Annotated in this window: 14 protein-coding genes; 10 read left to right on the top strand and 4 right to left on the bottom strand. The window is 69.4% G+C overall.

Annotation, left to right across the window (positions count from 1 at the left end):
- Positions 1-456: 456 nt before the first annotated feature.
- The 4 genes from ACIHAO_RS16090 to ACIHAO_RS16105 are packed head-to-tail and all read left to right on the top strand — an operon-like array spanning position 457 to position 4,184.
- Positions 457-1,245 carry a DUF4333 domain-containing protein gene (locus ACIHAO_RS16090; protein ID WP_396558437.1) on the top strand — a complete coding sequence of 263 codons (789 nt, stop codon included), beginning with the start codon at positions 457-459 and terminating at the stop codon, positions 1,243-1,245.
- 41 nt (positions 1,246-1,286) lie between these two features.
- Positions 1,287-2,486, top strand: coding sequence for a GNAT family N-acetyltransferase (locus tag ACIHAO_RS16095; protein ID WP_396558439.1), 1,200 nt, complete (start codon positions 1,287-1,289; stop codon positions 2,484-2,486).
- 34 nt (positions 2,487-2,520) lie between these two features.
- Positions 2,521-2,919, top strand: a complete 399-nt coding sequence (locus ACIHAO_RS16100; RefSeq protein ID WP_125794088.1) for a DUF4333 domain-containing protein — start codon at positions 2,521-2,523, stop codon at positions 2,917-2,919.
- Positions 2,920-2,963: 44 nt separating this feature from the next.
- Entirely contained in the window at positions 2,964-4,184 is a 1,221-nt protein-coding gene (locus ACIHAO_RS16105; RefSeq protein ID WP_396558441.1) for a GNAT family N-acetyltransferase, read from the top strand.
- A gap of 465 nt (positions 4,185-4,649) precedes the next feature.
- Here the strand turns inward: ACIHAO_RS16105 and ACIHAO_RS16110 are convergent, their stop codons facing one another.
- From ACIHAO_RS16110 to ACIHAO_RS16120, 3 genes are all read right to left on the bottom strand, one after another.
- Positions 4,650-5,627: a pirin family protein gene (locus tag ACIHAO_RS16110; protein WP_396558443.1), complete on the bottom strand. Its 978-nt coding sequence runs from the start codon at positions 5,625-5,627 to the stop codon at positions 4,650-4,652.
- The gene (locus ACIHAO_RS16115; RefSeq protein ID WP_396558445.1) at positions 5,624-6,568 is read right to left on the bottom strand and encodes a 5'-3' exonuclease H3TH domain-containing protein; all 945 of its coding nucleotides are present in this window, start codon (positions 6,566-6,568) and stop codon (positions 5,624-5,626) included. Before ACIHAO_RS16115 ends, ACIHAO_RS16110 begins: the two co-directional genes overlap by 4 nt.
- Before the next feature lie 76 nt (positions 6,569-6,644).
- Positions 6,645-7,181 (bottom strand): NADPH-dependent FMN reductase, encoded by a 537-nt coding sequence (locus ACIHAO_RS16120; protein ID WP_396558447.1) that lies wholly within the window; start codon positions 7,179-7,181, stop codon positions 6,645-6,647.
- 118 nt (positions 7,182-7,299) lie between these two features.
- Here ACIHAO_RS16120 and ACIHAO_RS16125 point away from each other — a divergent pair, with 118 nt between their 5' ends.
- The 6 genes from ACIHAO_RS16125 to ACIHAO_RS16150 are packed head-to-tail and all read left to right on the top strand — an operon-like array spanning position 7,300 to position 11,287.
- Entirely contained in the window at positions 7,300-7,878 is a 579-nt protein-coding gene (locus ACIHAO_RS16125) for an ArsR/SmtB family transcription factor (RefSeq protein WP_396558449.1), read from the top strand.
- Complete coding sequence (locus ACIHAO_RS16130) at positions 7,875-9,125, top strand: MFS transporter (RefSeq protein ID WP_396558451.1); 1,251 nt, start codon at positions 7,875-7,877, stop codon at positions 9,123-9,125. The genes ACIHAO_RS16125 and ACIHAO_RS16130 overlap by 4 nt, the downstream gene beginning before the upstream one ends.
- Before the next feature lie 10 nt (positions 9,126-9,135).
- Positions 9,136-10,278: a M24 family metallopeptidase gene (locus ACIHAO_RS16135; protein WP_396558453.1), complete on the top strand. Its 1,143-nt coding sequence runs from the start codon at positions 9,136-9,138 to the stop codon at positions 10,276-10,278.
- The gene (locus tag ACIHAO_RS16140; RefSeq protein ID WP_125787729.1) at positions 10,275-10,727 is read left to right on the top strand and encodes an Lrp/AsnC family transcriptional regulator; all 453 of its coding nucleotides are present in this window, start codon (positions 10,275-10,277) and stop codon (positions 10,725-10,727) included. The genes ACIHAO_RS16135 and ACIHAO_RS16140 overlap by 4 nt, the downstream gene beginning before the upstream one ends.
- A gap of 46 nt (positions 10,728-10,773) precedes the next feature.
- The gene (locus ACIHAO_RS16145; protein WP_007035425.1) at positions 10,774-11,001 is read left to right on the top strand and encodes a hypothetical protein; all 228 of its coding nucleotides are present in this window, start codon (positions 10,774-10,776) and stop codon (positions 10,999-11,001) included.
- The gene (locus tag ACIHAO_RS16150) at positions 10,988-11,287 is read left to right on the top strand and encodes a hypothetical protein (protein ID WP_005150941.1); all 300 of its coding nucleotides are present in this window, start codon (positions 10,988-10,990) and stop codon (positions 11,285-11,287) included. Before ACIHAO_RS16145 ends, ACIHAO_RS16150 begins: the two co-directional genes overlap by 14 nt.
- A gap of 6 nt (positions 11,288-11,293) precedes the next feature.
- Here the strand turns inward: ACIHAO_RS16150 and ACIHAO_RS16155 are convergent, their stop codons facing one another.
- Positions 11,294-12,367 carry a GDSL-type esterase/lipase family protein gene (locus ACIHAO_RS16155; protein ID WP_396558456.1) on the bottom strand — a complete coding sequence of 358 codons (1,074 nt, stop codon included), beginning with the start codon at positions 12,365-12,367 and terminating at the stop codon, positions 11,294-11,296.
- Positions 12,368-12,567 lie beyond the last annotated feature (200 nt).

Genomic DNA, 12,567 nt, shown 5'->3' on the forward strand with positions numbered 1-12,567 from the left:
GGGGTGAAGGGAGCCTTCGCCGCGTCTGATGCGGCGAAGGACGCCTTCGGCCCTGAAGACCGGTCCCGTGAGGCGACCGTGGCTCAGCACGGTGCGTGGATGGCGGTTTCGCGTGACGGGATGGACGATTCGTGGCGGAACCCGGCCGCGCGCGTGTCGGCCGTCCAGCCACGCGTGTCGTCCGTCGGATCACCGGTGTCGTCCATCCCGTCACGCGAAACCGCCGGCTCGGTACGGCCGGTCGTGAGTGGTACGGATGGTCAGAACCGTCCCGACCACTCACCAGGCGTTGGGCCGACCGGCGGAGTGACCGCGCCGCCGGTGTGAGCACGGTCGCGGCCAGTTGCCCCGACACCACCCGTGAACAGTGGGCAGGGGTGCCAACCTGTGGTTGGATCGCCCACGACGGTCAGTGATCCGGCCGGTGACGATGGCGGAACAGGCGGAGGCGAAACGATGAGCACGCCGTATGGCGGCAACGACCCGCAGCAGCAGCCCCAGTGGGGGCAGCAGCCGGGCTACGGGCAACAGCCGGGCGGCACTCAACCGCCGAGCGGCCCGCAGCAGCAGCCTCAGTGGGGTCAGCAGCCGCAGCACGACCCGTCGCAGACCCAGCAGCAGCAACCCCAATGGGGTCAGCAGCCCGCGCCTTACGACCCGGCCCAGCAGCAGCCGGGATATCCGCAGCAGCAGCCCGGTCACGACCCTTCCCAGACGCAGCAACAGCAGCCTCAGTGGGGTCAGCAGCAGCAATACGGCCAGCAGCAGCCGGGCTATCCGCAGAGCGGGCCCCAGCAGCAGCCGGGCTACCCCCAGAGTGGTCCGCAGCAGCAGCCGCAGTACGGGCAGCAGCCCGGCCAGTACGACTACGGCCAGAGCCAGTTCCAGGGCACCCAGGGCGAGGCGCAGGACAAGCCGAAGTCCAAGAAGGGCCTGTTCATCGGGATCGGCGCGCTCGTGGTGATCATCGCGGCGGTCGGCATCCTCGGGTTCGTCACCCCCGGCTGGTTCAACACCCAGGTCTTCAACAACACGCAGATGCAGACCGACGTGCAGAAGCTGCTCACCGAGACCTACGGGATCAAGGAGATCAGCGCGGTCACCTGCCCCGCCGGCCAGGAGGTCAAGGACGGGGTGAAGTTCGCCTGCACCGCCACGATCGAGGGCAAGCCGCAGGAGGTGCCGATCACCGTGAAGGGTGACACCGGCAACTACGAGGTCTCGCCGCCCGCCGTCACCAAATAAACGACGGGCGCCGGGCACGGTCGTTCCTGCATGATCGGATCATGAGCGACTTTTCCGTGCGGCCGCTGCGGTCCGACGAGGACCGTGCCGCGACCGATCTGTTCAGGCGTGCCTTGCATGTCAAGGAGATGACCGACGAGGAGTGGTCGGCCGCCGCCGGGTCCCTGCAACCGGACCGCGGGTTGGGTGCGTTCGACCCGGAGCTGATCGGTACCGTCCGGTCCTTCGACTCGGAAGTGACGCTGCCCGGCGGCGGCACCACGCCGCTCGCCGCGGTCAGCCTCGTCGGCGTCCGCGCCGACCGCACCCGCCGTGGCGTCCTGACGGCGCTGATGCGCGCCCAGTTCGAGGATTTCGCCGCTCGCGGCATTCCCGCGGCGATGCTGCACGCTTCCGAAGGCGCGATCTACGGACGGTTCGGCTACGGCATCGCGGCAAGGGGCAAGTCGATCGAGATCGACCGGAACCGTGCCCGGTTCCGCCCCGAGGTACCGACGGGCGGGCAGATCTCCTTGCTGGACCTGGAAAGCACGATCGAGCAATGGCCGTCGCTCTTCGACGCACTTCCGCGCACCCGGCCCGGCATGATCGCGCGGAGCCCGAATCTGTGGCCGGGCTACGTCCGGGAGGTGCGCCGGGCGACCACGCCGATCGCGACCGCCGTGCACCGGGGCCCGGACGGGACCGACGGCTACGTCACCTACACCGTCGAGAGGGCCCATTTCGGGGCATCGGCGCAGCTGAAGATCCAGTCCTTCCACTACGCGAATCCCGACGCGTTCGCCGGGTTGTGGCGTCACCTGCTGTCCGTGGACCTGGTCGACCGCATCACCGCGGAGAAACGGCCGCTCGACGAACCGGTCGAGTTGCTGTTCACGGACCCGCGGCACGCGGTCGTGCCGAAGGTCCAGGACGAGGGCTGGCTCCGGCTGGTGGACGTCGCCGCGATGCTCGACGCCCGCACGTATCGGGGCGAGCCGATCGTCCTCGAAGTCGTCGACCCGTTCCTGGAGCACAACTCCGGCCGTTACCGGCTTTCCGAGGACGGCGCCGCCCGCACGACCGACCCGGCGGATCTCGAACTGCACGCCGACACCCTGTCGATGGTGTACCTCGGCGGCTGGCGCCCGTCGGATCTCGCGACCGCCGGACGCGTCCGCGCCACCGGCGAGACCGCACTGGAGCGGGCGGACCTGCTGTTCGGCACGCGAGTGAATCCCTGGTGCGGTACCTTCTTCTGACGTTGGATGATCACACCGGTGGGGGTGGAGAAGCGTGAGCAGGCGAGCCGTCGCGACGGTCGGTCTGTGTGGTGCCGCTTTCGTCGTGCTGGCGGCCTGTTCGGACACCCCGGCGCCCGCGCCGGCGACGAAGACCGTCACGGTCCCGCCGACGACGAGCGCTTCTTCGAGCGCGTCCGGCACGTCGGGCGGTTCGTCCTCCACCGTTCCGGGCAGGGTCTTCGACCCGAGGACCATGCAGGCGGACGTGCGGAAGATCCTGACCGAGACCTATCAGGTGAGCGAGGTCGGTGACGTGCTGTGCCCGCCGAACCAGACGGTCAAGGACGGAAGCACGTTCACCTGCACCGTCCAGGTCGGCGGCGAGGGCAAGACCGTCACGATCACCGTCACCGGTGACGACGGCCGGTACGAAGTCGGCGCGCCGGCCTGAAAACCGGTTGGGTTCGCCGGGACCGGACGGCAGGATCTCCGGCTATGAGCGAATTCCTTGTGCGCGCGGTGGCCGAAGGTGAACAACGGGCCTGCCTCGAAGTCCTGGCGGAGTCCTTGCACGGCAGGCCCGCCTCGGACGAGGTCTGGGCGAAGATGGCTCCGTCCTGGCCCGCCGCCGGGAAATTCGCCGCGTTCGACGACCACGGCACCCCGGTGGGGATCGCCAGCTCCTTCGATGTCGAGCTCACCGTCCCTGGTGGACAGAAGCTCGCCACGGCGGCCGTCGACGGGATCGGTGTCCGCGCGGACTGGACCCGCCGCGGGATTCTCACCTCGATGATGGCGGTTCAGCTGGAGGACTTCGCGGCACGCGGTGTCCCACTGGCCGCGCTGCACGCGTCGGAAGCCGTGATCTACGGCCGCTTCGGCTATGGCGCGGCCACTTTCGGCAAAGGCGTTTCCGTCGAACGTCCACGCGCCCGGCTCCGTGACGGCGTGGGGCGTGAAGGGGCGGTCAGGTTCGTCACCCCTGCCGAGGCCGTGGAGCGTGTTCCCGCGCTGTACAACAGCTTCGAGGGAACGCGGCCTGGGTTCGTCACGCGGCCGGCGCACTGGTGGCCGGGCTTCTTCGACCGGGTGGTCACCGGGAACGACGGCTATCGCGTCGCGGTCCACAGTGGACCGGACGGGGACGACGGTTTCGTCGTCTACCAGACCATCGACGCGCGCGACCGGCTGGCGCCGGAACGTGGAGCGATTCTGGAGATCGGGCAACTCCATGCCGCCACGCCGCAAGCTTGGGCGGGACTGTGGCGGTTCCTGCTGTCGATCGACCTGGTTTCGGCCGTCACCGGACGCCTCCGCCCGATGGACGAGCCGATCGCCGGACTGCTCACCGACCCCCGTGCGGTGAACACCATCGAGGTCATCGACGACCTGTGGCTACGGCTCGTCGACGTCTCCGCCGCGCTGCGGGCACGCACGTACGGCACCGCTGATCCCGTGGTGCTCGAAGTGCTCGACAAGCAGCTTCCGGACAACAGCGGCCGTTACGTCGTCGGCCCGGACGGTGCGGAGCGGACGACCGCCGACGCCGACCTGCGGCTGGACGTCGCCGCCTTGTCGTCGCTGTACCTCGGCCACGGCCTCTTCGGCGATCTGGCGTTGTCGGGCCGGGTCGAGGTGCTGGACGAGACGGCGGTCGCCCGGGCCGACTCCCTGTTCCACACCGCGCGGCCGCCGTGGTGCGGGACGTTCTTCTAGCTCCCCAATACATGAAGGACCCCTTCCTATACCTAGTGTCCCGAGTCGGATGTTCGTGTGGTAGTTCGGCGTGGTGCCGAAGGATCTTGTTCTTGCTTCGCGCGGTGAAGATGGTGTCGTCTGAGGCCGTGAGCATTCCGCTGACTTCGTGGTGTCGGGTCGCGGGGGTTCGCTTGTGGGCTGTGGGGTGACCGTGTCGCGAAAGCCACTTTCGCGACCCCAGGGGTCGCGAAAGTGGCTTTCGCGACGCACTTCATGCCCCCCGGGGCCAGGCGCGAGACGGCCGGATATCGATACGGATTTACGGCGCGAACTTCCAGCGCAGGACACTAGGCGCAAGGGAAGGGGCCTTCACGCGCAGCCGTTGTGACTGCTGGTGCCTGTGGGGCGAACGTGGCGATTGCCGGGTCGTCGGCCAAAGCCGGAATCCACGGAGGTACCTGAGCGCTTTGTCTTTATCCGTCGCTAGGCCGGATTGCGACGAGGTTTGATCCGCACCTGCGGCAGCGTGGGTGCGGGCAACCACGCCGTGTTGCCCTGGTAGCCCTCCACCCGGCCGAACCGGTCCGCCTGTGCCTGCCACGCTTCGCGGTATTCGGCGATCTCGTCGTGGCTGCGGCCCACGAAGTTCCACCACATCACGAGTTCCTCGGTGAACGGAGTCCCGCCAAGCAGGAGCACCCGAGCCGGTTCGGTGCCGGAGTTCGTCAACTCCAGCCGTTCGGCGCCGGGCGCGAGGTAGGCGAGTTCGCCGGTGCCCAATGCCGCTCCGGCGACGGTGACGGAGCCGAGATCCTGCAGGACACCGTGTTCGAAGACCGGGTCGACGTCGAGGGCGAGGGTCGCTCCGGGCTCCACGGTGAGCTCGGCGCCGAGCAGGGGAGTGAACGCCGGGACCGGCGAGGTGGTTCCGGCGAGGCTGCCGAGAAAGACGCGTGCGGTGGCTCCGGGCAGCCGGAGCAGGGGCGGCGCGTAGTGGCGGAAATCCCGCGCGGTGTCGCGATGTTCGTCCGGCAGCGCGATCCACAGCTGGACGCCGTGCAGCGTCGCGGTGTCCGGTGTGGACACTGTGGCGACCTCGGAGTGCGCGATGCCGTGGCCGGCGGTCATCAGGTTGAGTTCACCCGGCCGGACCATGGCCCGCGTGCCGATGCTGTCGCGATGCTCGATCTCGCCGCTGAACAGCCAGCTCGCGGTCTGCAATCCGGTGTGGGGATGCGGCGCGACGTCCATCCCGCCGGAGTCCGACACGTCCTGGGGGCCGTAGTGGTCGGCGAAACACCACGCGCCGATCAGCGATCGTCGCCGTTGCGGGAGTGTGCGGCGGACCCGGATCGCGCGCGGACCGCCGAGCGGGACGTCGCGCGGGGTCAGCACGGTGACACCCTCGCCCGGCCGCTCCCGGCACAGCAGCTCGGCCGGGTCGGCCTCGGTGTTGCTCACGGCTTGGGGAGCGCGGCCAGCAGGCGCTCCACCGAACGGCCGAGATTCCAGCGCTCCGCCAGTTCCGCGACCTTGTCCGGGTCGGCGGGCTCGGACGGGACGGTGTCCGGGCGGGACTGTTCGACCGGCGCGTCGGCCGCGACCCGGACGACGGTCGGCGCGACCGCGAGGTAGTCGGCGGCGTCGCTCAGCCGCAACCGCGTCTTGAGCGGCACCCGCGAGTCTCCGGCGGTGGACGCCTCGACGAGCTCCTGCAGCGAACCGAACTGGGTGATCAGCTTCGCGGCGGTCTTCTCGCCGATCCCGGCGACACCCGGCAACCCGTCCGACGGGTCTCCGCGCAGCGCGGCCATGTCGGCGTACCCGGGGCCGGCGTTCGCGGCCGGGATCCCGTACTTCTCGGCGAGTTCGTCGGGGCCGAGGATCTCGGCCTTGTTCCAGCCCTTGCCGACGTAGATGACCACGGTGGACGTCGGTTCGTGCCGGACCAGCTGGAACAGGTCGCGATCACCGGTGATGACCTCGACGGGGGAGACCTGCTCGCGGATCGCGAGCGCGCCGATGACGTCGTCGGCCTCGTAGCCGGCCGCCTCGGCCGTCGCGAGCCCGAAGGCCTCCAGCAGTTCCAGGATGATCGGCACCTGCGGAGTGAGCGTGTCCGGCACCTCTTCGACGTCGCTGCCCTCCGGGATCTCTTCGGCCACCCGGTGCGCCTTGTAGCTGGGCAGCAGATCGGTGCGGAACTTCGGCCGCCAGTCCGCGTCCAGGCAGGCCACCAGCCGTGCGGGGCGCCGGTCGACGAGGATCCGCGCGACGGTGTCGGTGAACCCGCGCACGGCGTTGACCGGCGTCCCGTCGGGGGCGGTCATCGACTCGGGCAGTGCGTAGAACGAGCGGAAGTAGAGGCTCGCGGAATCGAGGAGAGCGAGTGGTCCGGTCACGCGGACAGCCTGCCATGTCCCGGCCCGGATGTCCGTGAAGGACCCGACCCCCAGCCGAGTCCTCCACGGATACCGGTCAGGCCGCGTACGGCCGCACCTGGCGTGCGTCGCGCAGCGCGTTGGCCCACCAGTTCAGCTGATTCAGCAATGTGGTGGCCGCGATGGAGGCGCCTTCGAAGTCGTCGTGCTCCCCGTCCGGGCCGAAGTGGTTCCACGCGTAGGGGAAGCTGACGGTCTCGCGGATCGTCGCGGCGTGGAGTTCGGCGAAGACCGGGCGCAGGTGCTCCACCGCGCGCAAGCCACCCGAGATGCCGCCGTAGGAAACGAAGGCGACGGGCTTTCCGTGCCATTCGGGGCCGGTGGCGTCGAGCGCGGTCTTGAGCGGGCCGGGGTAACTGTGGTTGTACTCGGGAACGATCACGACGACGGCGTCCGCGGCGGCGACGCCGGGCGAGAGATCGCCGGGTGCTTCGGCCAGGTCGATGACGGTCAGGGTGACGTCGTCGCGCTGTTTGGCGCGATCGAGGAACCAGTTCGCGACGACGGGAGCGAAGCGGCCCTCGCGGACGCTGCTGATCACGACGGCGAGCTGGTAAGGCGAGTTCGTTGTCATGCCCAAGACCGTAAAACCTGCACTTAACTTGAAGTCAAACTCCAGAATCGCGCTCTTCGGCCGAATGACCGCAGAGAACTCTTTGCAAAGAAGTCTCTGCGGTTGTAAGGTCCAAGACATGGGGAAGAGCGAGAGGTATCTCGCGCGGGTCGACGGCCGGGTTCTGCGGGCGCTGTCGCATCCACTGCGCGTCAAGATCCTGGAGTTGCTGCGGGAGGACGGTCCGGCGACGGCGTCCGGACTGGCGAAACGGGTAGGAGAGAGCTCCGGGACCACGAGCTGGCATCTGCGTCAGCTGGCCGAGATCGGGCTGATCTCCGAGGACACCGAACGTGGCAGCAGGCGCGACCGATGGTGGAAGGCCGTGCACGAGGGCGACCAGATGCGCGCCCGGGACTTCATCGACGACCCGGATCTCGCGGGTCCGTTCAACGCCTACGCGCACACGATGATCGAGCGCCGGTACGCCGCCGAAGCGCAGTTCGTCGCCGAAGTGCGGGACTGGGCCGACGAGTGGATCGACAACGTCAGCTTCCACGATTCACCCCTCTCGCTGACGCCGGACGAGGCCGCCGCGTTGAGCGACGAAATCCTCGAGGTGATCGGCCGCTACCGCCGTCCGGAGAAGGACGGCGACACCCAGGTTCGCGTGCATTGGGCGGCCTTCCCGAGGAAGTCCCGGCCGGAGACGCCATGAGCCGGATGCCACTGGGGGCCCTGGTCGTGGCTTCGGGGATCTCCTCGGCCGGGGTGATGATGACGTTGCTCGCGATTCCCTGGTTCGTGCTGCAGAGCACGGGCAGCGGCACCAAGACCGGCCTCGTCACCGCGGCCGAGGTGCTGGGCCTGATGGTCGCCGCGTTGCTGGGCGGGCCGATCGTGGACCGGCTCGGCACCCGCCGGGCCAGCGTCGGCGCGGACCTGCTGACCACCGTCACGGTGCTTCTGATCCCGCTCGCGATGGGCACGACCGGGCTGAGCCTGCCCGGTCTGATCGTGCTGTCGTTCGTGATGGGGGTTTCCCGTGGTCCCGCCGACACTGCGAAGCAGGTGCTGCTCCCCGGTGTCGCCGAACTCGGGGGTGTCGGCGTGAGCAGGGCGGCGAGTGCCGTCGAAGCGGCGATGAGAACCGGCCGGATGGTGGGCGGACCCGCCGCCGGCGCGCTGATCGCGTTGATCGGGCCGATGCCGGTGCTGTTCGTCGACGCGGGCGCGCTCCTGCTGTCCTCGGCTCTGGTGTTCGCGCTGATCCCCGTCGAGGCCGGCCCGCCGAGACCGTCGTCGGGCGGCTACCGCAAGCAACTGCGCGAAGGCCTCGGGTACGTCAAACGCGACGCGGTGCTGCGCGCCGTGGTCGGCATGCTGATGCTCACCAACAGCCTCGACTTCGGGCTGCTCGGTGTCCTTTACCCTGCCTACGGCGACCAGGTCCTGCACAGCACCGCGCTAATCGGCGCCATGATCACCGCGGTCGCGGCGGGCGCCCTGCTCGGTTCTGCGATCTATGGCTGGATCGGCCACCGGTTCTCCCGGCGGACGGCGATCCTCGTCGCCGTGGGAATCGAAGGCGCCCCGAGGTTCGCCTTGCTCGCGCTGGAGCCGGCGCCGGTCGTGCTGCTCGCGGGCTTGGCGGTCGCCGGGATCGGGGCGGGCGCGCTCAACCCGATCGTGCTCCCGGTGGTCTACGAACGGGTGCCGGAGGCCGTACGGGGTCGCGTGCTCAGCCTTCTCGTGGGCGGGGTGCTCGCCGCGATGCCGCTCGGCTCGATGGCGGCCGGGCTGTTGCTCGATGGGATCGGGCTCGTCGGCGCGCTCTCCGTGTTCGGTGGTCTGTACCTGATCGCCGGCACCTTCCCGGCGATCTTCCGGGTTTGGCGCGGGCTCGACGATCCCGCCCCGATCGGGGGTGACCGGCCGGTGAGCCAAGGGGCGCGGACCGACTAGGCTCGGCGTCATGTCGCGCCGTTCCCTTCACAACCCAGCCCCCGACGCTGCCAGTCTCCGCGCCCGCCTCGACCGGGCCCGCGCCGCCGCGGCCGCCGCGGACACCGACGCCTTGCTGATCGCGCCCGGCTCGGATCTGCGCTACCTCATCGGCCAGGCCGGGGGCTCGTTCGAACGGCTGACCACGCTGGTGATCCCGGCCGACGGCGTCCCGGCCCTGGTGCTGCCGAAGCTGGAGGCGCCCGGTTACGCCGACGTCCCCGCCGACGAACTCGGCATCGAGATCGTCACCTGGGTCGACGGTGACAACGCCTACGAACTGGTCGCCGACCGGCTGGGCAAGCCAGGCCGCGTGGCGGTCAGCGACTTCACCCCGGCGCTGCACGTACTCGCCTTCCGCGGCGCGCTCGGCGACGCCGAGCAGACGCTGGCCGGGCCGATCGTGCGCGAACTGCGGATGCGCAAGGACGCCGCCGAGATCCAGGCGCTGCGCGACGCGGGCGCGGCGATCGACCGCGTGCACGCCCGCGTGCACGAATGGCTGCGCCCCGGCCGCACCGAGGCCGAGGTCGGCGCGGACATCACCGCCGCGATCGTCGAAGAGGGCCACACGCACGCAGACTTCGTGATCGTCGGCTCGGGCCCCAACGGCGCCAGCCCGCACCACGACGTCTCCGAGCGGGTGATCGAGCGCGGCGACGTCGTCGTGGTCGACATCGGCGGCCCGATCGCCGAGGGCTACAACTCCGACTCCACCCGCACGTACGCCGTCGGCGAGCCGCGCGACGCCGACGTCGCCGAGACGTACGCGGTCCTGCAGCGGGCCCAGCAGGCCGCCGTCGAAGCCGTCCGCCCCGGCGCCACCGCCGAGTCGATCGACGCCGCCGCGCGCGACATCATCGCCGAGGCCGGTTACGGCGAGTTCTTCATCCACCGCACCGGCCACGGCATCGGCCTCGACGTGCACGAGGAGCCCTACATCATCAAGGGCAACGCGCTGCCGCTCGAGCCCGGCATGGCCTTCAGCGTCGAGCCCGGCATCTACCAGCCCGGCCGCTGGGGTGCCCGTATCGAGGACATCGTCGTGGTCACCGAGGACGGTGTCGAGCCGGTCAACCAGCGTCCGCACGACTTGATCGTGCTCGACGCATGACCGGTGGTCTGGAGCCGCTGGATCAGGCCATCGTCCAGGAGCTGGCCGCGGACGGACGGCGCAGTTTCACCGATCTGGCCGAGCGGGTCGGCCTGTCGGTGTCGGCGGTGCATCAGCGGGTGCGACGCCTGGAGCAGCGCGGGGTCATCCTCGGGTACACCGCGCGGCTCGACGGCGAGCAGATCGGCCTCCCGCTCACCGCGCTGATCTCGCTGACGCCGAACGATCCGGCCGCCCCGGACGACTATCCGCAGCGTCTGGAGCACATCAAGGAGATCGAGTCCTGCTACTCGGTCGCCGGGGACGAGTCGTACATTCTCCTGGTCCGGGTGGCGTCGCCGCTCGGACTGGAGGACCTGCTCCGCCGGATCCGCGAGTCCGCCAAGGTCTCGACACGGACCACGGTGGTGCTGTCGACGCCGTTCGAGGGCCGTTCTCCCACCCTGTGAAACGAGAAAACGGGTGGGCTTGCGCGGCGCTGGTACGATAAAAGGTATGGCAACACGTAAGGTCACACTCTCACTCGACAGTGGTGCGCTCGAGTTCGCCGAGCGGGCCGCCAAAGCACACGGGATCTCGGTCTCGTCGTGGTTGTCCAAGGCGGCCCGCAGGGAAGCCGTCCGCACCGGATACACCCCGCAGCGCGCCCCGGTCGAACCGTCCGCCGAATCGGACGAGGCCGAGCTGACAGCCGCGGAGAAGGATCTGCGTGCACAGGGGTGAAGTCTGGACGTACCACCCCCCGACCGAACCGGCACGGCAGCGCACCGTCGTACTGCTGTCCTCGGACGGGGTGAACGAATCCGAGCGGCCGTGGCTGCTCGGCACCGAACTGCTGGACCGTGACCCGCAGGACATCCTCGGCGTCGCCGTCGACGCGCGTTATTGGGTCTCCACGCTGAACCTCACGCGCCTGTACCGGCCGTGGTTCGACGAGAAGATCGCGGAGATCGACCAAGAGGTCCAGGAGCGCATCGACATCGCGTTGCGCGCCGCCCTCGACCTCTAGCCGGGGCTAGCGGGCGATCACCTCGGGCGCGGCGTGCAGTTTGCCGTCGGGGCCCGAGAGGCACGACGCGTTGCCGTCACGCGCGGCGAGGAACTCGTTGAGGCAGTTCGCGACCTGCGCGTGCCCGTTCGCGTTGGGATGGAACGACTCCTGCAACGCGTGGCTGGCACGGTCCACCTGGCCGAGGTCGCGCAGCTGCAAGGTCAGCCTGCTGAACCACTCGTTCGCCGGGTCGCTGCTGCATGCCTCATGGCCGGCGCCCGCCCGCGAGAGGTCGAGGAACCGCGCGCTGGTCGCCCTCGACGCCTGCTTCAGCCCGTCCGACAGGATGGGGACGCCGTCGCGGCGCATCCACTCCAGGTCTTCCGTGCGGAACGGGCAGCCGTTGAGGCTGCGCAGTGCCTCCGGGATCTGGGGGCCGACCGGCGAGGCGTACGACATCAGCACGAGCTGGTAGTCCGCCGGGACGTAACCGGCCTGCGCCAGCACCTTCTTGACGTCGGCGACGGCGTTGGTCACCTTCGGCACCATGGCGTCCACTTTGGACTTCCAGGTGGTGCGAAGCGCCGCGCTGCACGGCGGATTCTGCGGGGAGAACCAGGCCTTGAAACATTCGTTGACCTGAGCGGAGAACTTCGGCTCGTCGTTCGCGCCGATCGCGATCACCACCGCGGCGACCCGGTGGTCCTTGATCAGGTTCGCCAGCTGCTGCGCCTGTGACGGCTCGGTCCACTGCTTGGCCTCGCCGAGGGCGATCTGCTCCGAGGGCGCCCCCGAACACGCGAGGTTCACCCGGGCGGTGACGTCGGGGATCTTGACCTGCTCGACGAAGGCGTTGGGGGAGCGGTGGCACCAGTTGCCGCCCTGCCCGTTGGTCGTGGGCGTGTAGTCGCCCGCGCCCTCACCGGAAACGGTGCTGTCGCCGATGGAGACGACCGTCAGCGGCCCCGTTCCCGGTGGGCCTTGGCGCGGGGACGGCTGCCCTGGGCGGCTTTCCGACCCGGTAAAGGCAATGAACCCGACGAGAACCACCACGAACGTGAGCGCGAGAGCACCCCACCACCACCGGAAACGTCGCATCGTCACCGGATTCTACGGACATGTGGCCCGACAGGGTGATCATGGCGGTGTGACGGTCGCGATGCCGGGCATCATCGCCGGTACGGAGCACGGTATGGACGCGGTGGCGGGTATGCAGCAACTGGGGTAATCGCTGGCGCACAAGAAGCGACAACAGACACCCCGCATACGCGGAAGACACAAAAGAGTGGAAAAGAGAC

The organism is Amycolatopsis sp. NPDC052450, from assembly GCF_044547565.1.
GTDB lineage: Bacteria > Actinomycetota > Actinomycetes > Mycobacteriales > Pseudonocardiaceae > Amycolatopsis.